The following is a 20965-nucleotide window of genomic DNA, read 5'->3' on the forward strand; positions in this document are numbered from 1 at the left end:
TCGAGGTGAATGATGTCGCAAATAAAAACTACAAAAAGCGTTTGGTCGGGTTTTAACCAGCGCAAGTTTCTTGATGATTGGGTGATGTTGCTCGCCGCGTTGGGCATCTTCGTGCTCAGCGCAGTGTTTATCGACAACTTCCTCTCACCGCTGAACATGCGCGGCCTTGGCCTGGCCATTTCAACGGTGGGAATCGCCGCCTGCACCATGTTGTTTTGCCTGGCGTCGGGGCACTTCGACTTGTCGGTAGGCTCGGTCATTGCCTGTTCCGGCGTAGTGGCGGGCATTGTGATTCGCGACACCGACAGCGTGGTGCTCGGCGTATCGGCAGCTTTGGCCATGGGCCTGGTAGTGGGCCTGATCAACGGCATCGTGATCGCCAAGCTGCGCATTAATGCGTTGATCGCGACCTTGGCGACCATGCAGATCGTACGCGGCCTGGCCTACATCTTCTCCAACGGCAAAGCCGTCGGCGTGATGGATGAGCGGTTCTTCGTGTTCGGCAACGGCCAACTGCTGGGCGTGCCGGTGCCGATTATCATCACCGTGCTGTGCTTCATGTTCTTTGGCTGGCTGCTCAACTACACCACCTACGGGCGCAACACCATGGCCATCGGCGGTAACCAGGAAGCGGCGTTGCTCGCCGGGGTGAATGTCGACCGCACCAAGATCATCATTTTTGCCGTGCACGGTTTGATCGGTGCCTTGGCCGGGGTGATCCTCGCCTCGCGCATGACCTCGGGCCAGCCGATGATAGGCCAGGGCTTTGAGCTGACGGTGATCTCGGCTTGCGTGCTCGGCGGGGTGTCGTTGAGCGGCGGCATCGGCATGATCCGCCATGTGATCGCCGGGGTGCTGATTCTGGCGATCATCGAGAACGCGATGAACCTGAAGAATATCGACACCTTTTACCAGTACGTGATCCGCGGTTCGATCCTGTTGCTGGCGGTGATCATCGACCGCATGAAGCAGCGCTAAAAAAGACACCACAGTCCCTTGTGGGAGGGGGCTTGCTCCCGATGGCGGTCTATCAGAGACAGATGTGCACACTGACACACCGCTATCGGGAGCAAGCCCCCTCCCACATTAGGATCTGCGCTGTATTGAGGTTCGGTATTTGCCATAATGGCGCCGTTTTCGTACTTCCCAATAGGCTCGATATGCAGGAAAACGCCCACACCCCCGTCAAAGACGCCGCGCCCACCGGCACCCAAACCCTGCTGCGTGGCCTGGGCGTGGTGCAAGCGGTGGCGGCGGGTGCGCGCGATCTGAAAGAGATTGCCCGGCGCATCGGCACCACCCGCAGCACCACCCACCGCTTGGCCAGTTGCCTGGTGGATGAGCGTTATTTGCGCGTGGTGCCGCAAGTCGGTTACCTGCTCGGGCCGAAGCTGATCGAGCTGGGGTTTCAGGCGCGCGATGAGTTGCCGCTGGTGACCTTGGCCATCCCGTATCTGGATGAGCTGTCAGGGCTGACCGGCGACACCATTCACTTGGCGATTCGCGAATACGACGACGTGCTCTACCTGCACAAAAATCCCGGCCGTAATGGCCCGGAAATGCGCTCGCGGGTTGGCCATCGCATGCCGCTGGCGCGTACCGGTATCGGCAAGGCGTTGCTGTTGGATGATTCGGTTGAGGAGTGGCAGCGGCTGTACGACGTCAGCCTGCCTGCGGGCGGAAAAAGCCTGCAGTGGCCGCAGCACCCGGAGCAATCGTGGGCGCAGTTCGAGCAGCGCATGCGCGAATACGCAGAGGGCGGGTATGCGTTCGATCTGGAAGACAACGAACCGTCGATCCGTTGTGTGGCGGCACCGGTGCGCGATGCCAGCCGGCGAATCGTCGCCGGCATCAGCATCGCCAGTACCGTGCCCTACATGCCGCTGAGCAAAATGGCCGAGCTGATCCCCGTGATCAAACAGGTCGCAGCTCGTCTGTCGGCGGAGTTGGGCGCGAAGGCCTGATCAGGCCTTCAAGGTCGCCATGTCGATGACAAAGCGGTACTTCACATCGCCGGCGATCATGCGGGTGTAAGCCTCGTTGATCTCGCGGATGTCGAGCATTTCGATGTCGCAGGTGATGCCGTGCTCGGCGCAGAAATCCAGGACTTCCTGGGTTTCAGCAATGCCACCGATCAGGGAGCCTGCCAACACTTTACGGCCCAATACCAGCTTGGCAGCGTTGACCGGCGGGTCTACCGGCTCGATCAAACCGACCAGAATATGCACGCCGTCAAAGCGCAGCACGTCGAGGTAGGGGTTCAGGTCGTGCTGCACCGGAATGGTGTCCAGCAGGAAGTCGAAATACCCGGCAGCGTCGCGCATTTGCTCGGCGTTGGTCGACACGATCACGTGATCGGCGCCCTGGCGCATGCCTTCTTCAGCCTTGCTCGCGGAGCGGGTGAACAGCGTGACTTCAGCGCCCATGGCCTTGGCAAACTTGATGCCCATGTGGCCCAGGCCACCCATGCCGAGGATGCCGACTTTATCACCAGGCTTCACGCCGTAGTGCTTGAGCGGCGAGTAAGTGGTGATGCCCGCGCACAGGATCGGCGCAGCGCTGGCCAGGTCGAGCTTGGCCGGGATCTTCACCACGAAGTGTTCGCTGACCACGATGCTGTCGGAGTAGCCGCCCATGGTGTTGCTGCCATCCACACGGTCCGGGGTGGCGTAGGTCATGGTCGGGCCTTCGAGGCAATATTGCTCGAGGTCCGCGTGGCAGGCGTCGCACGTGCGGCACGAGTCAACCATGCAGCCTACGCCGACCAGGTCGCCGATTTTGTGCGCGGTGACGTTGGCGCCGACGGCGGTAACTTTGCCGACAATTTCGTGGCCGGGCATCAGCGGGTATACAGCGATGCCCCACTCGTTGCGTGCCTGGTGAATGTCGGAGTGGCAAACGCCGCAGTACATGATTTCGATGGCCACGTCATCGGCGCGCGGGCTGCGGCGTTCGAACGACATGGGGGCGAGGGGAGTGGTAGCCGACTTGGCGGCATAACCGATGGCGGTATACATGGGGAAACCTCGCAAATGAAAATGATCACAGAGGCGGTGCATTCTCCGCGCCGAGGGTGGATGCGGCCATGGCGATTGCTCCGAGTCTCATGCCTAAAGCTCCGAAGGGCAGCCAAAAGTGTCAAGCCTTAAGCTGCAAGCTATACACTGAGCGCGCTCCTTGCAGCTTGAAGCTTTAAGCTTGCAGGCGCTGCGATTTGAAAACTTACGAGAACTGCTTTTATGTTGTTGACCCGCCATCTCGACGCCAACGCCACCCTGGTTTCCTTGGTCAAGGGGCTTACGCCTCGCGACGGGTTTTCCCCGACCAGCCTGCCGGGGGTGCAAGTTTTGCGCGCCAGTTGCAACGTCGCCCGTGGGCCGCAGATTTACGAACCCAGCCTGATGATCATCGCCCAAGGCAGTAAAGTGGCGTATTTGGGCCAGCGGACGTTGGAGTATGGCGCGGGGCATTACTTGATCCAGGCGATGCCGGTACCCTTTGAGTGCGAGACTTTTGCCATGCCTAATGCTCCGCTGTATGGCGTGGCGGTGGGGATTGACCGCGCGGTGCTGGGCGAATTGGTCATGGCGATGGGCATTCAGGCAGGCCCGCCGCCCGCCGCGCAAACCCTTGAATCGATGAGCTCGGTGGTGCTCGACAACGCCATGCGCGGCTGCGTGGAGCGGCTCTTGCAGTGCCTGCACGATCCGCTGGAAAGCCGGATCATGGGCCCGGCGCGGGTGCGCGAATTGTTGTTCACCGCCTTGCGCGGGCCACAGGCGGATGTGCTGCGTGCATTGGTGGAACAGCAGGGGCAGTTTTCGCGCATCGCCACCTCGTTGAATCACCTGCACGCGCATTACGCCGAGCCGCTGAACATCGAAACCCTCGCGGGTTATGCGCACATGAGTGCATCGACCTTTCACGAGCATTTCAAGCGCTGCACCTTATTGTCGCCGGTGCAGTACCTCAAGCGTTTGCGTTTGCTCAAGGCGCAGAAGTTGTTGTTGGCAGAAAGCATGAGCGTGGCGCAGGCGGCACACAGCGTCGGGTACCAGAGTACGTCGCAGTTCAGCCGCGAATACAAACGTTACTTCCTGCGCAACCCCGGCGAAGAGCGCGCTGCTTAGGTGCCGCCTGCCTAAACAGGGCCTGACCGCGCTGACGTATTTAGCCCGCTGGAAAGACCGTCTCGTGGCATTAAATGATGGGGTACCGCTGTTGCGCGCTATTGAACAGCTATTTCAGCCGGTTTTTTTTGATGAAATAGCCAGCGTACGCTACAAGCGCATACCGCCATCATTCCAATAAAAATCCAGGCGCCGCTGTTTTCCATAACATAGGCAATAATCGGCATGGTTATTAGCATCAAAAGTTTGCCGAAGGTTGATAGGATTGATAAATAGGTTGATCTTAAGTGTGAGGGTGAGCGTTGAATGATTGCGGCTAATCCTAAGGCGCTTAGTAAACTGACTGAAAAAAAGCAGGTTACCAAGTACGGGATGGATAAGAAGGTGTAGTCAGCGCTCAATATCATTAATGTGATTGATAGCGCTATAGACAGCAAAGCAATGCGATCTAAAGCTTCACTCTCATGCAGAGATTGCACGAGTTTACCCGAAAGCGCCTGTGCCATCAAAATGGCGAAAAATACAAACCCTAAAATCGTAGAGTGAGAAAAAATAGTCGATGTGTAGGTGACCAAGGGCTGCCAGAATTGTATTAAAGACTGTAGAGATACTCCATATGCCAGCACCCAAAGCACTAACAATCTATTGACCTTTGAGTCTTGCCCTAGCAGGCCTGATACCTCTGAAAAAAATACGCTTAGGGAGAGGGGTGAGGATTTCTGCGACTTCACATCTTTGGGCAGATACAGTGAAACTGTCCAGACTCCGAGCATTAGGCTGCCTGCGACGAACCATGCCAGACGTTCATTGAGGTTATACAAAAAAACGCCGCATAGTGAAAAAATACCCATGAAGAAAAATTGATTTTTCTGATAACTCGCTAGAATTTTCGCTGCTGTTGATCCAGGTTTTTCTCTCTGGCTTGCATCAAATAAATAGGCACTGAAGGTGCCTGAAATCAGGCCAAGTGAAAGCGCATTAAAGAATTCAGCCACGATAAAGCCCGTAAACGTGTGGCTCAATCCTGTCGTTATCAACCAGATCGCAGCACAAAATATACTGAGCGAAATCGAGAATTTTCGACTGTATCTATCCGACAGATATGACAGCGGTATGTCGATAAAAACAATAACCACTGCTTGAAAAGACTTGAGTAAACCAATCTCTGTTAGAGACACGCCTTTGCCCAGCAAGTAAATGACTGAAAACGCGCCTATCAGCATTCTCACGCATGCTGCCGCTATGCCTACGAAGTGAATCAGAAATATAGAGGTCGGCATGCTGTGCACTCAGCGTTTTGAGAGAAATCTTGAATTTCAACTTTCAATGTTTGGTCATGCAATCCAACTCTTTGATTAAATGATGGTAAGCTTTCGTATGTGCCTATTTTTCCGAGGAATTTAATAATATCGCTGGTTGCCAGTGCCGCACCGGCTGCGTTTACCGGTGGGAATGTTGCACTTTTGAACCGCGAATTTAAACGCGCTATTTTTTCGTTAAGTGCTGCTGTCGTTGAAGAAGTATCTGCTCCAAGCCCCATTCGAAGGGCGCCACACATGATGCAGCCACTTTTTCCTGGGATTACGAGGGGGCCGTAAGTAGAGATGTCATTAAGGTATCCCACGCTAATAAATGGAATGGTGTTTTTTATGCAGTAGGTGTTTATTGTGGAAAGTAGAGAAGCTGGCGAGTCTGCAGATATCACAAATAAGTCTCTGGCAGATAATTTGTCCAGATTGGAATGTTCGTCAATGAACATGTCTATTTCTACAATTTTACAAGTGGCGTTTCTTGCGCTAAGACTTTTTGAAAGTGCGGATGTCTTTTTTGCTCCGACATCCACTTCCTCAAACAGTATTTGACGAGTTAGGTTGCTCAGCTCCACGGTGTCGGCATCAACCAGGTGAATCTCGCCAACACCGCTTGTTACTAAAGCCGCGGAAATATGGTTGCCTATGCCTCCGCACCCGATAATAGAAACAGCTGCGTTTGCCAGGTTCCTGTTCGTGCTTGAAGGTGATGCACCTACGCTTTGATAATATAGTTCACTTCGGCTATAACGTCCTTCTTGCACGCTGTCATAGTACGGAACTATAAAATGATTCTCCAGCAGAAGTGAGAGTAACTCAGAGCAATTATTATCGAGACTTGTTTTTTGCATTTCTGCCAGCGACCGTGGTGAAGTCGCTTCGTCACAGAGCTCTAAAAGTTTTCTCCAGTCATCAGGGTCAGAAATTTTCTGCTGACGAGAACCTAAGCCAATTAGGCCGCCCTTTTTAAAGTTTTGAAATAGAACATGCTTTGCTAGAAGAAAATTCTTTTCGTGCATTTGATTCTTCCTTGTTAAAAACGACAGGGCAATTAGCCCTGTCGAATGACGCGCTTAATTAGTTAAATGGATTGATGCTGATCATTTTAGATCTCCTTATTAAATGTTTCGAATTGTTTCGGCATGTGAAATCTAGATGCGTATTGTTACGAATTTATTAATAAGAATTTAATATTTTATGGCGAATTTTTGACTCCAGTGGCGGGTTCCGCATTAAGTGCTTAACCACTGTGACGCCTTTTCCCAAGGTTGTGGGCGCGTTAGTAGGGAAGATGCTGTGGGCTTGAGAAGAAGTTTAGAGACGGGAAGAGGGCTGATGTTATGTGATGAGATGACTAGGTGATGTGAAATTGGCCGTTGTCGTCGCCTACTGATGAATCTAACAAAATGATCTGTATTTGATCGATGCAGGGCACAAAAAAAGGCTCCCATTCGGGAGCCTTTTGTTTAACCACCAGGCTTACATATTCGGGTAAGTCGGCCCGCCCGAGCCTTCCGGTGTTACCCACGTGATGTTCTGCGAAGGGTCCTTGATGTCACAGGTCTTGCAGTGCACGCAGTTCTGGGCGTTGATCTGGAAGCGCTTCTCGCCGTCTTCCTTGGTGACCACTTCATACACACCGGCCGGGCAGTAGCGCTGCGCCGGTTCATCATAAAGCGGCAAGTTGGTGCCGATCGGGATGCTCGGGTCTTTCAACTTCAAGTGGCACGGTTGCTCTTCTTCGTGGTTGGTGCCGGAGATGAACACCGAACTCAGCTTGTCGAAGCTCAGCTTGCCGTCAGGTTTGGGGTAGTTGATCTTCTGGCTGTCTTTGGCCAGCTTGAGGCACGCGTAATCCGGCTTGGTGTCGTGCAGAGTAAACGGCATTTTGCCGCCGAGGATGTTCTGGTCGAACCAGTTGAAACCACCGCCGATGATCGCGCCGAACTTGTGCACGGCCGGGCCGAAATTGCGGCTGGCGAACAGTTCTTCGTAGAGCCAGCTGGCTTTGAAGCTGTCGACGTAATGGGTCAGTTCATCACCGCCTTCGGAGTCTGCAAACAGGCGGTCGGCCACGGCGTCGGCGGCGAGCATGCCGGACTTCATCGCGGTGTGGCTGCCTTTGATCTTGGCGAAGTTCAGGGTGCCGAGGTCGCAACCGATCAGCGCGCCGCCGTTGAAGACCATCTTCGGCAGCGAGTTCAGGCCGCCTTTGCAGATGGCACGGGCGCCATAGCTGATGCGCTTGCCGCCTTCCAGGTATTGGGCCAGCACCGGGTGATGCTTGAGGCGCTGGAACTCATCGAACGGCGACAAAAAGGTGTTGCTGTAGGACAGGTCGACGATCAGGCCGACCACCACCTGGTTGTTTTCCAGGTGATACAGGAACGAGCCACCGGTGTTTTCGTTGCCCATGATGTCCAGCGGCCAACCGGCGGTGTGCACCACCAGGCCGGGTTGGTGCTTGGCTGGGTCGATTTCCCAGATTTCCTTCAGGCCGATGCCGTAGTGTTGGGCGTCTGCGTCGCTGGCGAGGTTGAAGCGCTCGATCAGTTGCTTGCCGATGTGCCCACGGCAACCTTCGGCAAACAGCGTGTACTTGCCGCGCAGTTCCATGCCGGGGGTGTACAGGCCTTCTTTTGGATTGCCTTCGCGGTCGACGCCGAGGTCGCCGGTGATGATCCCGCGCACCACGCCGTTCTCGTCGAACAAGGCTTCCTGGGCGGCGAAGCCCGGGTAAATTTCGACGCCGAGGTTCTCGGCCTGCTGGGCCAGCCAGCGGCACAGGTTGCCCAGGGAAATAATGTAGTTGCCTTCGTTGTGCATGGTCTTGGGCACAAAAAACTCAGGCACCTTGGTGGAGGCGTCAGCGCTGCGCAGTACATAAATGTCATCGCGCACCACGGGCGTGTTGAGCGGGGCGCCGAGTGCTTGCCAGTCCGGGAACAGTTCGTTCAGGGCGCGCGGTTCAAACACGGCACCGGAGAGGATGTGTGCGCCGACTTCGGAGCCTTTCTCGACCACGCAGACGCTGATTTCTTTACCGGCTTCGGCGGCCTTCTGCTTCAGTCGGCAGGCGGCAGACAGGCCTGCCGGGCCAGCGCCGACGATGACCACGTCGAATTCCATGTATTCGCGTTCCACAGGCTATCTCCTACTCAAGGCTCAACAGGCTTTTTTTCTAATGGGTGGAGGTTCGGTGTTGTGTCCGTCATCGCCGCATCCGGGGCAGGCGATGACCCACCTTTCTCTCTAGGTGGAGCATTATATCTACACCACTGCCAGCGTCCAATACAAACGTTTGTTTGAATTGGCCGCAGGCTAGGTAAATCAAAGCAACGCGGCTTATGACGGGCTATTTTGGCGTATTGACCAGAATAGGCGTTCCGGTCAATATACGGTCGGTTTTGCGCATACCGTAGGCATACCGCAGGTTTCAAGAGCACGTCCAAAAGCACGGCAATGGCAAAACAGGTCACGCGCGTTTAATTGATGGCGCGCAGTTTACACGCCGCGATAAAGAATGACCTCTCAGTCACCACTGACGAACGGTCATCACTTCCCGTGAGCAAGGCCACCCGCCGCGGTTTTTGGAGGTGCCCTTGTGTGCCGATGAGCATCAACCGCCAGGTTCGCCTAGGCGACTTTCTTTTCACCGGAGAGTAACGAGGAATCCATGAAGGTTCTTGTAGCTGTCAAACGCGTTGTCGATTACAACGTGAAAGTTCGCGTCAAGGCGGACAATTCCGGCGTCGACCTCGCTAACGTCAAGATGTCGATGAACCCTTTCTGCGAAATCGCTGTGGAAGAAGCCGTACGCCTGAAAGAGAAAGGCGTGGCGACTGAAATCGTCGTGGTTTCCATCGGCCCTGCCACTGCCCAAGAGCAGCTGCGTACCGCCTTGGCATTGGGCGCCGACCGCGCCATCCTGGTTGAGTCCGCTGAAGAACTGACCTCACTGGCCGTGGCCAAGTTGCTCAAAGCGGTTGTCGACAAGGAACAGCCTCAGCTGGTGATCCTTGGCAAACAAGCGATCGACAGCGACAACAACCAGACCGGCCAAATGCTGGCTGCACTGACCGGTTACGGCCAGGGCACCTTCGCGTCGAAAGTTGAAGTGAGCGGCGACAGCGTGGCGGTGACCCGTGAAATCGACGGCGGCGCGCAGACAGTTTCGCTGAAACTGCCGGCCATCGTCACCACCGACCTGCGTTTGAACGAGCCGCGCTATGCGTCCCTGCCAAACATCATGAAAGCCAAGAAGAAGCCTCTCGAAGTGCTGACTCCGGATGCTTTGGGCGTTTCCACCGCCTCCACCAACAAGACCGTAAAAGTTGAAGCGCCGGCTGCACGCAGCGCAGGCATCAAGGTCAAGTCGGTGGCTGAACTGGTCGAGAAACTGAAAAACGAAGCGAAGGTGATCTAATCATGACTATCCTCGTAATCGCCGAACACGATAACAAGGTGCTGGCCCCGGCCACCCTGAACACCGTGGCCGCTGCCGCTAAAATCGGCGGCGACATCCACGTGCTGGTTGCTGGCCAAAATGCTGGCGCCGTGGCTGACGCCGCTGCAAAAATTGCCGGCGTGAGCAAAGTACTGGCCGCCGACAACGCCGCCTACGCTCACCAGTTGCCGGAAAACGTTGCCCCGCTGGTAGCAGAGTTGGGTGCTGGCTACAGCCACATTCTGGCTGCCGCTACCTCCAACGGCAAAAACATCCTGCCGCGCGTTGCTGCGCAGTTGGACGTTGACCAGATCTCCGAGATCGTTTCGGTAGAAAGCGCCGACACGTTCAAGCGCCCGATCTACGCCGGTAACGCGATTGCCACCGTGCAATCGACTGCCGCGATCAAAGTCATCACCGTGCGTGCTACCGGTTTCGACCCGGTTGCCGCTGAAGGTGGTTCGGCTGCCGTTGAAGCGGTTTCCGCTGCCCACGACGCTGGCACTTCCAGCTTTGTCGGCGAAGAGCTGGCCAAGTCGGACCGCCCTGAGCTGACCGCTGCCAAGATCGTCGTTTCCGGCGGGCGTGGCATGCAGAACGGTGACAACTTCAAGCACCTGTACGCCCTGGCCGATAAGCTGGGCGCTGCGGTCGGCGCTTCGCGTGCTGCCGTCGACGCAGGTTTTGTACCCAACGACATGCAGGTCGGCCAGACCGGCAAAATCGTTGCGCCACAGCTGTACATCGCCGTCGGTATTTCCGGCGCGATCCAGCACTTGGCCGGCATGAAAGACTCCAAAGTGATCGTCGCGATCAACAAGGACGAAGAAGCCCCGATCTTCCAGGTAGCCGATTACGGCCTGGTGGCGGACTTGTTCGAAGCCGTTCCTGAGTTGGAGAAGCTGGTCTAATCCAGTCGCTTCACTTATAAAGAGCCCGGTCTTTGGACCGGGCTTTTTTTTGCACACTTTTTTGATTTCGGGAGAAACCGCCATGCAACTGCGCCCGTGGGCCGTACTGCTGGGCCTCACGCTGCTGCCAAGCGTTGCGCTGGCCGCCGGTAAATGTGAGCGCCTTGTAATCACCGGCAGCCCCGACGCGCCGCCGCTGTTGTGGCGTGACCCGCAAGACCCGACGCACCTGATCGGCGCCACTGCAGATGTTTTGCAACAAGTTGCCAGCGAGCTCGGGCTGAAAATCGACCTGCTTTACGGCGGCAAACGCTCCCTGGCGCTGGATGAAGTGCGCAGCGGGCGCATGGATATTCTCGCCGATGCGCCGCTGAACCTCGGCGAGCTGGACACCCTCGACTACATTCACCCGGCGCTGATGCAGATTGATTACCGGGTATGGACCCGCAAGGATTCGCCGCTGGCCTACACCACGGCCGACGACCTGCATGGGCATAAGGGCGCGGTCTCGGAGCGTGCCCGCTTGAGTGCCGATTTTGAAACCTTTGCCAGCCAGCAGCTCAGCCTGCAACGCCTGCCCAGCTTGACGCCGGCCTTTCAGAAACTGCTGCTGGGGGAGGTCGACTACGTACTGGCCGGGCGTTATTCCGGCATGGCCATGGCCCAGACGCTGGGCATGAGCAACGACCTGATCGCGCGCGACGTGCCGGTCGATCAGCCCGGTTTGTACCTGGCGATTTCGCACAACTCGGCCTGCAACGATCCGTGGCTGCGCGGACAGTTGGCGAAAAAGATGACAGAATTGCACGCGTCCGGTGTGGCGCAAGCGGCAACGCAGCGCAACCTCGAGCGCTGGAAGGCGCAATTGCAGCAACCCGTCGGCACCCCAGCAAAGTAAGGATTTACAGTGACTCTTCGACCTCTTTTCGCGGCCCTCGCCGTTGTCGCTCTGGCGGGATGTGCAGCCGATCCTGCGCCGAATGAACAAGTACGCCTGACCCAGCAAGCGCTGGAGCAAGCCAACGCGGTGGGTGCCAGCACCGACGAATCGCCTGAACTGAAGCTGGCCGAAGACAAGTTCGCCAAGGCCAAGGCCGACATGGCCGACCAATCCTACAAGCACGCGCGCATGCAGGCCGAACAAGCCGAGTTGGACGCGCGCCTCGCCGAAGCCCAAGTGCTGACCCGCAAGAGTCAGGAACAACTCAACGTGCTCAACACGCGCATCACTCGCCTGCGCAAGCAATTGCAGTTGGGAGAAGCGCAATGAGCCCGATCATGCGTGGTGTGAGCTGTGCTGTGCTGTTGGGCAGCGCGGCGTTGGGCGGTTGCGCCAGCCAGCCGAACAGTGAGCAAGCGTTGCAGCAGGCCGGCAGTGATTTCCAGAAGGTCAAGGAAGACGCTAACGTGCTGCGTTTCGCGCCCAAGGATGTGATTCGCGCCGGTGAGTCGCTGGCGCGTGCCGACCGGTTGTCGAGTTATTGGGGCAGCGGCGCCGACGTGGTGCATTACGCCTACCTGAGCCAGCGTTACAGTGCGATTGCCCGCGAACATACCCAGCAGGGCTTGAATGCAGAGCGCGGCACCCAGCTCGAACTGGAGCGTCAGCGCCTGCAACTGGCGCTGCGTGAAAACAAGCTGGCCAGTGTGCAACAGCAGGGCAAATGGCTCGAAGACCAAATCGCCAGCCTGACCACCACACAAACCGATCGCGGCCTGGTGATGACGCTGGGCGATGTGTTGTTCGACACCGGTGAAGCGCAGTTGCAAAACTCGGCCAACCGCACCGTGCTGAAAATCGTGCAGTTCCTGCAACTCAACCCCAAGCGCGTGGTGCGCATCGAGGGCTACACCGACAACACCGGTGGCGAGCAGGAAAACCTCAAACTGTCACGTGACCGCGCACAGTCTGTGGCCGACGTGCTGATGGACCTGGGTGTCGACGATAAGCGCATTCAGGTCGAAGGGTATGGCGACCAATACCCGGTAGAAGCCAACGCCTCCGAACGTGGCCGCGCGCAGAACCGCCGCGTCGAAATCGTCTTCTCCGACGCCAAAGGCCAGCTCGGCGCCGCCCGCTAGAAGCCCGCCCGTTACAAGCCCTGTGCAGGGATCATGCAGGGATCATGCAGGGCCTGTACAGGGCTTATGCAGGAAAAAATTCAGGGCCTGTGCAGGGCTCATGCAGGAAAAAAATTCAGGGCTGGTGCAGAAAAACTGTGGGAGGGGGCTTGCTCCCGATGGCGGTGGTTCAGCCAACATCTTGGGTGCCTGACACTCCGCCATCGGGAGCAAGCCCCCTCCCACAGGTCCCCTCGGTGTAGACCTGAAACGCTGTTCAACACCCTTGTAATTTTCTCTATCACTGCCGCCCGCGCTCGACTATTGTGGCAACTGTCCCCGTACACTTCTAAACTGTGCTGGTATGTTTCACACAAAAATAAAATGCCCGTGAAATCGAGTGCTGCGTCATGACCAATCTGTTGCTTTACCAACGTATCGCCCAGCAACTGGCTGAGGACATCCGGCGCGGTGTCTATCAACCCGGTGAACGTGTGCCTTCGGTACGCAAAATGAGCTCACAGCTCAACGTCAGCCATGCCACCGTGTTGCAGGCCTACGCCAACCTGGAAGACCAGGGGCTGATCCGGGCGCGGCCGCAATCGGGTTATTACGTGCACCAGACGCCTGCGCTCACGGCGCCCACGCCAGACATCGCGCGGGTCGAACGCCCGGGGTTGGTCACCCGCAGCAGCATCATTCAGCAAGTACTGGTCGAGTCGCGCCGCGAAGGCGTATTCCCATTGGGCGCCGCCGTGCCGAGTGTCGACTACCTGCCCGTGCGGGCGCTGCACCAGCAGTTGGCCAAGGTCACGCGGTTCCAGAGCCCACGGGCATTCAGTTACATGTTCAGCCCGGGGTTTGAACCACTGCGCCGCCAAGTGGCGATTCGCATGCGTGATGCCGGCGTCGTGGTAGACCCGTCTGAAGTGGTGATCACCCACGGCTGCGTCGATGCATTGCAGATGTCCTTGCGGGTACTGACCCGCCCTGGCGACTTGATCGCCGCCGAGTCTCCGACCTATTACGGCTTGCTGCAACTGGCCGACCTGTTGGGCCTCAAGGTCATTGAGATTCCCAGCGACCCGGCCACCGGCATGAGCCTTGAGGCCCTGCAACTGGCCGCCAACCAATGGTCGATCAAGGCCCTGGTATTGACCACGCGCCTGAGCAACCCGTTGGGCGCGACCATGCCCGAGGAGCGGCAGAAACAGTTGCTGCGCCTGGCCTCGGATTTCGATATCCAGATCGTCGAGGACGATATTTACGGCGAACTGATGTTTGAGCCGGGCCGCACCAAGGCCTTGAAAGCCTACGACCGCCTCGACCGGGTGATTTACTGCTCGAGTTTTTCCAAGACCTTGTCGCCCGGTGTGCGCATCGGCTGGATGATCGCCGGTAAATACCAGCAGGAAATCCAGCGGCTGCAGATGTTCAGCACCCATTCGGCGTGCAGCGTCACGCAGATGGGCGTCGCGGCTTACCTGGAGAACGGCGGTTACGACCGGCACCTGCGCCACATCCGCCAGGAATACCGCAAGAACCTCAGTGCTTTCCAACTGGCCGTGCAGCAGTACTTCCCCGAAGGTACACAAATGACCCGCCCCACCGGCGGCTTTATCTTGTGGGTCAGTTTGCCGGGGCGGGTCAATACTCAAGAACTGCACGTGCGCGCACTGCAACAAGGCATCAGCATTGCGCCGGGGGTGATTTTCAGTAACACCGAACAGTTCAACCACTGTATTCGCCTCAACTGCGGTACGCCGTGGAACCGCGAGGCGGAGCGCGCATTGATGACGTTGGGGATGCTGGCCAGCCAGCTCTGCCAGGAAACCGCAGCCACAGGCTTTTGACGCCCGGTTGAGGCGCACAACCGGGACACTGCCCAAGCGCCTGCTCAATCAACACGCTTGTCATGCCGCGCACAACAAGCGAGCATATGGCCTTCTGCCGTTAATGCTGTTGGCACTATGACCTCAATTTTTCGCGCTGCTGTGGTGGTTGGTTTACTAAGCCTGTGTAACGTCGGTACGGTGCTGGCGGCCGCTGCCGTGACTGAAAGCAAGCCTGCCGCGAGTGCCGGGCAGAAGGCCCCCGCGAAGAAACCCGCACCGGCCAAAAAGGCGCCCGAGACCAAAAAGAAAGCCACTGCGGTTAAAAAGCGCAAGCCGATAGCAAGCAAGTCCAAGTCGGCGCATGAAGTGGCCAAGACCAAGCTGCCACCGGCCCAGTTGGACCTGTCCCTGCCGTCGGATATGGTCAAGCATTTGCAACCCATCGGCACCATGCCCAAACCCAAAAGCGTGCCATTGCTGCCGCCGATGTTCGCCGAGAAGCCCTCCGACAACGGCGCGTTCCAGATCAATGGGCGCTTGTTGAGCAACGAGATGAAGCTGCAATTGCGCAGCGATGAGCGCCGTGATGTGGAAGGCGCTGCGCTGGATTTCGAATTCAAGCAATAAACTTCCGGCTAAACGTGACGCCTGCCACTGACCCTCTGTCGGAGACTGGTCAGTCACCTTGGTTTTTGCGAAAAACCCCTGTTGGACCATTTTAAAACGGCTGTTTTAGGGCGTACTCTAGCCCCGCCATCCTATTGAGTCGTCGAGGACCTGCTGGTCATGAAATGCCGTGAAGGCTGTGGCGCTTGCTGCATTGCCCCCTCTATCAGTTCGCCATTACCGGGAATGCCCATGGGCAAACCTGCGGGCGAACGCTGCCTGCACTTGTCGGTCGAACAGCTATGCCAGCTTTTCGGGCAACCGGAGCGGCCAGCGGTGTGCAGTGATTTCAAGGCCGACATTGAGGTCTGCGGCACCGATCAGCCCGATGCGATCCGGTTGATCGGCTGGTGGGAGCAGATGACGGCGGCTTGATGGGCTTTATTATCGGAACTTCAACAATAAGGAATACAACAATGGGTTCGCTGAAACGAATGGCTGTGCTGTGCGGTTTTACGCTGTTGTTCGCCGCCACCGCCCAGGCTGAAGATTGGCAAGTCGCCAAGGACGAAGACGGTATCAAAGTGTCCTTGAGCGAAATTGCCGGCTCCAAGTACAAAGCGTATCGCGGTGTGACCGTGATCAAGGCACCAATTGCAAAGATCCAGGCCCTGCAGGAAGACGTGGCCGCTGCCTGCTCCTGGATCCACGAATGCAAGTCGCAAAAACTGCTCAAGACCGAAGGCGACAAGAGCTGGACCTACACCCAGTTCAAGGCACCGTTCCCGGTGACCGACCGCGACTCGATCCTTGAGATCACCACCTCCAAGGGCGCCGATGGCAGCATCACGCGCACATTGCTCGAAGTGCCGACCTACCAGCCAGAGGTTAAAGGTTACGTGCGTGTTGCCCAGGTAGAGGGTTTTTGGAAGCTGGTGCCCAAAGGCGACAACCAGACCGAAGTGACCTATCAGGTGCACACCGAGCCAGGTGGCAGCGTGCCGTCGTGGCTGGCCAACAAGTTTGTGGTGGACGCACCGTTCAACACGCTGAAAGCCTTGAAGCAACACGCTGAAAAATAAGTCGCATTAATCAGGTGCCTCCTGACGTGAGTGGAACGTTTGCCAAACCCTCAAGGTCCAGATAGTTGTGAGCCCAAACACGGGTTTTATCGAGGAGGCACCGATGCAAAAGTGGCAGATTACCTTCGTTGATGATCACGGCGTACAGTCCGTAGAGCAGTTCACCTGCGATCAAAAGCCAACCCTCGAAGATGCGGCGCACATGATTCGCAACAAGCTGGTTCCGGTGGCTGCGGAGCTGGACCTCAATGACCTGGAAGGCCGTAAACCCGAGCCTACGGTCAAGATTCTTAAAGACCAGAACAGTATTCAGATCCTCGACATCTCACCTGCCGCCTGAACATTCCCTGTTTGCCGTTCAAGCGCCTCTGGTGGAGGTGCCAGGTTCACGCTACTCTGCAATTGAGATCAGCGAGTGATTCGCTAAGGTTTGGTCTTGTCAGCTACATGCTTGTTTTCCAGCGGTGATGTCATTGCCGTCGCACCCGCGCCAGTAGGGCGCGGGCTTCGGGAAGCACGGAAAGTCTATCCATCAGTTTGAGGAGGACGTTTCATGAGCACAGCCTATCAAGAAGACATCAGCACCAACGTTCTGCGCCGCATGAAAGAGGGCGGCTTCGACTTCTCACGTTTTCACCCCATCGAGTTCTACGCCATTTTCCCGGATGAGGAACGGGCGCGCAGGGCTGCGGGTCGATTTCGTGGAGAGTCCCTGAACGCCCAGGTCAGCGCGCGCGATGATGGCGCCTGGTACCTGGAACTGAGCAAAATCATGTTCGCAACCTACGACGGCATAGGAGACTTCGAGCAAGATTTTGAAGCGGTGGTCGAACCGCTGGGCGGGATTATCGAAGGATGGGGCGTCAAGCAAGAGGTGCGTGGGTTACCCATGTAATTCAACGCATGTTGTATGAAAACCGCAGCGTATCGGCTGACCTTCGGGTCGGCCGATTTTGTGTCTGGCGTAGCAAAAATATTCGGAACTTGCGGTGCCATTTTCTGCACCAAAAAAAAGCCACCCAAAGAGGGTGGCTGAAAGGGAAGAGCGTTGCGCTGAAGCCTCAGGACGCGTCCTGTTCAGCAGATGGTGGTGATTATCCGCAAGGGTCGTCGCGCAGTGAAATCAACTCTGACTATGCTGTTGATAGCCAAAGCTCGCATTGCAATGAAGCGCGCGGCGCAAGGGCGGGCATTCTGCGCACCAGGACGGTGCGAGCAGATCCCGGTGGTAATTCAACTAACTGATTTTTAAGTGTTTATGCCGCTGGCACGGGCCTTGCGATGGTTCTTGCGTCCGGGTGACAAGGAGTACGGCATGATCCGCACTTATTACGATGAAATGTACGACGGGGCAGGCCAGGTTCGGCCTCACTACCGCGAGTTCGCCCGCTGGTTGGCCGAAACCCCACCCGAACTGCTGGCACAGCGTCGGCGTGAGGCCGATTTACTGTTCCACCGCGCAGGCATCACCTTCACCCTCTACGGGGACGAGCAGGGCACCGAACGCCTGATTCCCTTCGACACCATCCCGCGCAGCATTCCGGCGAGTGAGTGGCGGGTGGTCGAACGTGGCTGTATTCAACGGGTCAAGGCGCTGAACCTGTTTCTCGCTGACCTGTACCACGATCAACGCATCATCAAGGCCGGGATCATTCCTGCCGAACAGGTGTTGGCCAACGAGCAATACCAATTGGCAATGCAGGGCTTGAACCTGCACCGCGGCCTGTATTCCCACGTCTCTGGGGTCGATCTGGTACGTGATGGTGACGGCACCTACTACGTGCTCGAAGACAACCTGCGTACACCGAGCGGCGTCAGCTACATGCTTGAAGACCGCAAGATGATGATGCGGCTGTTCCCCGAACTGTTCGCCGCCCAGCGCATTGCGCCGATCGACCACTACCCCAACCTGCTGCTCGACACCCTGAAAAGCTCCAGCCCGCTGGATAACCCCAGCGTGGTGGTGCTGACGCCGGGGCGTTTCAACAGCGCGTTTTTCGAACACGCGTTTCTGGCCCGCGAAATGGGTGTGGAACTGGTGGAAGGCGCCGACCTGTTCGTGCGCGATGACCGCGTGTTCATGCGCACCACTGACGGCCCCAAAGCGGTGGACGTGATCTACCGTCGCCTCGACGATGCGTTCCTCGACCCACTGGCGTTCAACCCGGATTCCATGCTCGGCGTGCCCGGCCTGCTCGCGGCGTATCGCTGCGGCAATGTGGTGCTGGCCAATGCGATTGGCACCGGGGTTGCGGACGACAAGTCGGTGTACCCGTTCGTCACCGAGATGATCCGTTTTTACCTGGACGAAGAGCCGATCCTGAAGAACGTTCCGACGTTTCAATGCCGTAAGCCCGACGAATTGTCCCACGTGCTGGCCAACCTGCCAGACCTGGTGGTCAAGGAAACCCAAGGCTCCGGCGGCTACGGCATGCTGGTGGGGCCTGCGTCTTCAAAGGCCGAAATCGAAGCCTTCCGCGCCCGCATCAAGGCCAAGCCGCATGCCTATATCGCGCAGCCGACCCTGTGTTTATCCACCTGCCCAACCTTTGTCGAAAACGGCATTGCGCCGCGCCACATCGACCTGCGCCCGTTCGTCTTGTCCGGCAAGGAAACCCGTGTGGTGCCTGGCGGCTTGACCCGCGTGGCTCTGCGCGAAGGTTCGCTGGTGGTCAACTCGTCCCAGGGCGGCGGCACCAAAGACACCTGGGTGGTCGAGGACTGATGACATGTTGAGTAGAACTGCCTCGGATTTGTACTGGATGTCGCGCTACCTGGAGCGCGCGGAAAACCTCGCGCGCATGCTCGATGTCAGCTATTCGCTGTCGCTGATGCCCCAGGATGGGCGCGGTGATGGCCTGCATGAATTGGCCATGCCGCTGTTGATCACCGGCACGCTGGAGGATTACCACGCGCGTCACGGTGAACTGCATGCCGAACGCCTGCTGCATTTTTTTGCGCTGGACGCGGCCAACCCGGCCAGCATCTACAGTTGCCTCGGCGCCGCGCGGGCCAGCGCGCATGCGGTGCGTGGGCGAATCACCGCCGACATGTGGGAAAACATCAACGCCACCTGGCTGGATATTCGCGAGATCGCCCAGCAAGGGCTTAGCCGTTATGGCATGAGCCGCTTCTGTGAGTGGGTCAAGGAGCGTTCGCACCTGTTCCGGGGCGCCACCTACGGCACCATCATGCGTAACGATGCCTTCCGTTTTATCCGTTTGGGCACGTTTATCGAGCGCGCCGACAACACCCTGCGCCTGCTCGACGCGCGCTACGAAATGGCTGGCGACCAAGCCGCAGCCGTCACCGATGGCACCGCCCACGCCTACTACCAGTGGAGCGCGTTGCTGCGCGCGTTGTCCTCGTTCGAGGCCTACACCGAGATTTATCGCGACGCCCCCGGCGCCCGGCAAGTGGCGGAACTACTGCTATTGCGCGCCGATGTGCCACGCTCGCTGCGCGCGTGCAGCGAGGAGATTGACCAGATCCTCGCCAGCCTGCCCGGCCTCAACGGCCGCCCGGCGCAGCGCCTGGCCGCCGAGATGGACGCACGCCTGCGCTTTACCGCCATCGACGAAATCCTCGAGGAAGGCCTGCACGCCTGGCTGACCGACTTCATCCCCTTGGTCCGCCAGTTGGGCGACGCCATCTACAGTTCCTACCTGGAGGCCGCATGAGACTCTCCATCAGCCACGAAACCACCTACCACTACGAAGACAAGGTGCGCGCGAGCATTCAATACCTGCGCCTCACGCCCCACGACAGCGAGCGCCAGCAAGTCATCAGTTGGCAGCTCGACCTGCCGCGCCCGGTGCGCGCGCAGGTCGACCCGTTCGGCAACATCCTGCATGTGCTGACCCTGGACGAACCCCACGATGCGATCATCATCGGCGCGCGTGGCCAAGTGGATATTGATGAGTTGCGCGAGGCCGAACACGAAAGCCAGTCGGCGTTCCCGTTCCTGCGCAGCACCCGCCTGACCGAGCCCGACGAGGCCCTGCGACGCTTCGCCGCGCAGCACTGCCATCAACGTCGCGACCGCACCGCGTTGATCGACTTGATGCATGCGCTCAACCAATCGATGGTCTACACGCCCGGCGCCACCGAAGTGGACACCTGCGCCGCCAAGGCCTTCGCCGGGCGTGCAGGCGTGTGCCAGGACCACACCCATGCGTTTTTGGCGTGCGCGCGCAGCTTGGGCATTCCTGCGCGGTATGTGTCGGGGTATTTGTACACCGAAGACAGCACCCATCTGGCCAGCCACGCCTGGGCCGAAGCCTGGTTGGATGACGCCTGGTACAGCTTTGACGTGACCAACCAACTGGCCCGGCCGGAACGGCATCTGAAACTGGCGGTGGGCCTGGATTATCTGGATGCGTGCCCGGTACGCGGCATGCGCCGTGGCGGCGGGCATGAACAGATGCACGCAAAGGTGTTCGTAGCGCCGACGCCGGTGGTATCAGTGCAGCAGCAGTAGGGCGCGGGTGCCGTGGGCAGCCGGCTTGCTGTGAAGCCCTGACGTGGTGTGAAAATCAGGCTTTTTGTGGCGAGCAAGCCCGCTCGCCACAGACTAGAACCTT

21 protein-coding genes are annotated in these 20965 nt (G+C 57.9%); 17 read left to right on the forward strand and 4 right to left on the reverse strand.

The genetic code is table 11. From position 1 onward, the window contains the following. The first annotated feature begins 12 nt into the window (after positions 1-12). Together araH and ACOZK9_RS06165 are read left to right on the forward strand one after the other, a co-directional pair. Complete coding sequence (gene araH / locus ACOZK9_RS06160; protein WP_058412362.1) at positions 13-978, forward strand: L-arabinose ABC transporter permease AraH; 966 nt, start codon at positions 13-15, stop codon at positions 976-978. A 182-nt stretch (positions 979-1160) separates the two neighbouring features. After that, positions 1161-1964 (forward strand): IclR family transcriptional regulator, encoded by an 804-nt coding sequence (locus ACOZK9_RS06165; protein ID WP_421555453.1) that lies wholly within the window; start codon positions 1161-1163, stop codon positions 1962-1964. Here ACOZK9_RS06165 and ACOZK9_RS06170 read toward each other — a convergent pair whose 3' ends face one another. Next, positions 1965-3017 (reverse strand): NAD(P)-dependent alcohol dehydrogenase, encoded by a 1053-nt coding sequence (locus ACOZK9_RS06170; RefSeq protein ID WP_058412327.1) that lies wholly within the window; start codon positions 3015-3017, stop codon positions 1965-1967. A gap of 222 nt (positions 3018-3239) precedes the next feature. Between ACOZK9_RS06170 and ACOZK9_RS06175 the strand changes: the two genes are divergently transcribed. Further along, positions 3240-4130, forward strand: coding sequence for an AraC family transcriptional regulator (locus ACOZK9_RS06175; protein ID WP_058412326.1), 891 nt, complete (start codon positions 3240-3242; stop codon positions 4128-4130). A gap of 98 nt (positions 4131-4228) precedes the next feature. Here the strand turns inward: ACOZK9_RS06175 and ACOZK9_RS06180 are convergent, their stop codons facing one another. The 3 genes from ACOZK9_RS06180 to ACOZK9_RS06190 form a co-directional block, all read right to left on the reverse strand. Next, positions 4229-5410, reverse strand: coding sequence for an MFS transporter (locus ACOZK9_RS06180; protein WP_058412325.1), 1182 nt, complete (start codon positions 5408-5410; stop codon positions 4229-4231). After that, on the reverse strand, positions 5389-6459 hold the full coding sequence (locus tag ACOZK9_RS06185) for a HesA/MoeB/ThiF family protein (RefSeq protein WP_082649005.1): 1071 nt from the start codon (positions 6457-6459) through the stop codon (positions 5389-5391). The genes ACOZK9_RS06180 and ACOZK9_RS06185 overlap by 22 nt, the downstream gene beginning before the upstream one ends. 460 nt (positions 6460-6919) lie before the next feature. Beyond that, positions 6920-8584, reverse strand: a complete 1665-nt coding sequence (locus ACOZK9_RS06190; RefSeq protein ID WP_058412324.1) for an electron transfer flavoprotein-ubiquinone oxidoreductase — start codon at positions 8582-8584, stop codon at positions 6920-6922. 532 nt (positions 8585-9116) lie between these two features. On the opposite strand from ACOZK9_RS06190, the gene ACOZK9_RS06195 reads away from it, so the two are divergent. The 14 genes from ACOZK9_RS06195 (at position 9117) to ACOZK9_RS06260 (ending at position 20862) form a co-directional block, all read left to right on the forward strand. After that, the gene (locus ACOZK9_RS06195; RefSeq protein ID WP_058412323.1) at positions 9117-9866 is read left to right on the forward strand and encodes an electron transfer flavoprotein subunit beta/FixA family protein; all 750 of its coding nucleotides are present in this window, start codon (positions 9117-9119) and stop codon (positions 9864-9866) included. Between the two features lie 2 nt (positions 9867-9868). Then, positions 9869-10798: an electron transfer flavoprotein subunit alpha/FixB family protein gene (locus ACOZK9_RS06200; RefSeq protein ID WP_122250240.1), complete on the forward strand. Its 930-nt coding sequence runs from the start codon at positions 9869-9871 to the stop codon at positions 10796-10798. A gap of 82 nt (positions 10799-10880) precedes the next feature. Next, positions 10881-11696, forward strand: a complete 816-nt coding sequence (locus ACOZK9_RS06205; protein WP_421555454.1) for a substrate-binding periplasmic protein — start codon at positions 10881-10883, stop codon at positions 11694-11696. Between the two features lie 9 nt (positions 11697-11705). Continuing rightward, positions 11706-12068, forward strand: a complete 363-nt coding sequence (locus ACOZK9_RS06210) for a DUF4398 domain-containing protein (RefSeq protein WP_058412320.1) — start codon at positions 11706-11708, stop codon at positions 12066-12068. Further along, positions 12065-12880 carry an OmpA family protein gene (locus tag ACOZK9_RS06215; RefSeq protein WP_058412319.1) on the forward strand — a complete coding sequence of 272 codons (816 nt, stop codon included), beginning with the start codon at positions 12065-12067 and terminating at the stop codon, positions 12878-12880. Before ACOZK9_RS06210 ends, ACOZK9_RS06215 begins: the two co-directional genes overlap by 4 nt. A gap of 389 nt (positions 12881-13269) precedes the next feature. Continuing rightward, complete coding sequence (locus ACOZK9_RS06220) at positions 13270-14712, forward strand: aminotransferase-like domain-containing protein (RefSeq protein WP_058412318.1); 1443 nt, start codon at positions 13270-13272, stop codon at positions 14710-14712. Between the two features lie 117 nt (positions 14713-14829). Further along, positions 14830-15321, forward strand: coding sequence for a translation initiation factor 2 (locus ACOZK9_RS06225; protein ID WP_421555455.1), 492 nt, complete (start codon positions 14830-14832; stop codon positions 15319-15321). A 159-nt stretch (positions 15322-15480) separates the two neighbouring features. Beyond that, entirely contained in the window at positions 15481-15735 is a 255-nt protein-coding gene (locus ACOZK9_RS06230) for a YkgJ family cysteine cluster protein (protein ID WP_058412316.1), read from the forward strand. A 41-nt stretch (positions 15736-15776) separates the two neighbouring features. After that, positions 15777-16382, forward strand: coding sequence for an START domain-containing protein (locus ACOZK9_RS06235; RefSeq protein ID WP_058412315.1), 606 nt, complete (start codon positions 15777-15779; stop codon positions 16380-16382). A gap of 103 nt (positions 16383-16485) precedes the next feature. Continuing rightward, positions 16486-16722 carry a hypothetical protein gene (locus tag ACOZK9_RS06240; RefSeq protein ID WP_058412314.1) on the forward strand — a complete coding sequence of 79 codons (237 nt, stop codon included), beginning with the start codon at positions 16486-16488 and terminating at the stop codon, positions 16720-16722. Positions 16723-16935: 213 nt separating this feature from the next. After that, on the forward strand, positions 16936-17277 hold the full coding sequence (locus ACOZK9_RS06245) for a ribonuclease E inhibitor RraB (RefSeq protein WP_003193463.1): 342 nt from the start codon (positions 16936-16938) through the stop codon (positions 17275-17277). A gap of 420 nt (positions 17278-17697) precedes the next feature. After that, on the forward strand, positions 17698-19107 hold the full coding sequence (locus ACOZK9_RS06250) for a circularly permuted type 2 ATP-grasp protein (RefSeq protein ID WP_058412313.1): 1410 nt from the start codon (positions 17698-17700) through the stop codon (positions 19105-19107). Positions 19108-19111: 4 nt separating this feature from the next. Next, positions 19112-20062 (forward strand): alpha-E domain-containing protein, encoded by a 951-nt coding sequence (locus tag ACOZK9_RS06255; RefSeq protein ID WP_058412312.1) that lies wholly within the window; start codon positions 19112-19114, stop codon positions 20060-20062. Next, complete coding sequence (locus tag ACOZK9_RS06260; protein WP_421555456.1) at positions 20059-20862, forward strand: transglutaminase family protein; 804 nt, start codon at positions 20059-20061, stop codon at positions 20860-20862. Before ACOZK9_RS06255 ends, ACOZK9_RS06260 begins: the two co-directional genes overlap by 4 nt. Positions 20863-20965: the final 103 nt, after the last annotated feature.

The sequence above is a fragment of the Pseudomonas kitaguniensis genome (assembly GCF_049199985.1).
Lineage (GTDB): Bacteria > Pseudomonadota > Gammaproteobacteria > Pseudomonadales > Pseudomonadaceae > Aquipseudomonas > Aquipseudomonas kitaguniensis.

Excerpts from the sequence above, each read along its gene's own strand:
- araH (WP_058412362.1), top strand. The coding sequence starts at position 13 with ATGTCGCAAATAAAAACTACAAAAAGCGTTTGGTCGGGTTTTAACCAG.
- ACOZK9_RS06165 (WP_421555453.1), top strand. The coding sequence starts at position 1,161 with ATGCAGGAAAACGCCCACACCCCCGTCAAAGACGCCGCGCCCACCGGC.
- ACOZK9_RS06170 (WP_058412327.1), bottom strand. The coding sequence starts at position 3,017 with ATGTATACCGCCATCGGTTATGCCGCCAAGTCGGCTACCACTCCCCTC.
- ACOZK9_RS06175 (WP_058412326.1), top strand. The coding sequence starts at position 3,240 with ATGTTGTTGACCCGCCATCTCGACGCCAACGCCACCCTGGTTTCCTTG.
- ACOZK9_RS06180 (WP_058412325.1), bottom strand. The coding sequence starts at position 5,410 with ATGCCGACCTCTATATTTCTGATTCACTTCGTAGGCATAGCGGCAGCA.
- ACOZK9_RS06185 (WP_082649005.1), bottom strand. The coding sequence starts at position 6,459 with ATGCACGAAAAGAATTTTCTTCTAGCAAAGCATGTTCTATTTCAAAAC.
- ACOZK9_RS06195 (WP_058412323.1), top strand. The coding sequence starts at position 9,117 with ATGAAGGTTCTTGTAGCTGTCAAACGCGTTGTCGATTACAACGTGAAA.
- ACOZK9_RS06200 (WP_122250240.1), top strand. The coding sequence starts at position 9,869 with ATGACTATCCTCGTAATCGCCGAACACGATAACAAGGTGCTGGCCCCG.
- ACOZK9_RS06205 (WP_421555454.1), top strand. The coding sequence starts at position 10,881 with ATGCAACTGCGCCCGTGGGCCGTACTGCTGGGCCTCACGCTGCTGCCA.
- ACOZK9_RS06215 (WP_058412319.1), top strand. The coding sequence starts at position 12,065 with ATGAGCCCGATCATGCGTGGTGTGAGCTGTGCTGTGCTGTTGGGCAGC.
- ACOZK9_RS06220 (WP_058412318.1), top strand. The coding sequence starts at position 13,270 with ATGACCAATCTGTTGCTTTACCAACGTATCGCCCAGCAACTGGCTGAG.
- ACOZK9_RS06225 (WP_421555455.1), top strand. The coding sequence starts at position 14,830 with ATGACCTCAATTTTTCGCGCTGCTGTGGTGGTTGGTTTACTAAGCCTG.
- ACOZK9_RS06230 (WP_058412316.1), top strand. The coding sequence starts at position 15,481 with ATGAAATGCCGTGAAGGCTGTGGCGCTTGCTGCATTGCCCCCTCTATC.
- ACOZK9_RS06235 (WP_058412315.1), top strand. The coding sequence starts at position 15,777 with ATGGGTTCGCTGAAACGAATGGCTGTGCTGTGCGGTTTTACGCTGTTG.
- ACOZK9_RS06240 (WP_058412314.1), top strand. The coding sequence starts at position 16,486 with ATGCAAAAGTGGCAGATTACCTTCGTTGATGATCACGGCGTACAGTCC.
- ACOZK9_RS06245 (WP_003193463.1), top strand. The coding sequence starts at position 16,936 with ATGAGCACAGCCTATCAAGAAGACATCAGCACCAACGTTCTGCGCCGC.
- ACOZK9_RS06250 (WP_058412313.1), top strand. The coding sequence starts at position 17,698 with ATGATCCGCACTTATTACGATGAAATGTACGACGGGGCAGGCCAGGTT.
- ACOZK9_RS06255 (WP_058412312.1), top strand. The coding sequence starts at position 19,112 with ATGTTGAGTAGAACTGCCTCGGATTTGTACTGGATGTCGCGCTACCTG.
- ACOZK9_RS06260 (WP_421555456.1), top strand. The coding sequence starts at position 20,059 with ATGAGACTCTCCATCAGCCACGAAACCACCTACCACTACGAAGACAAG.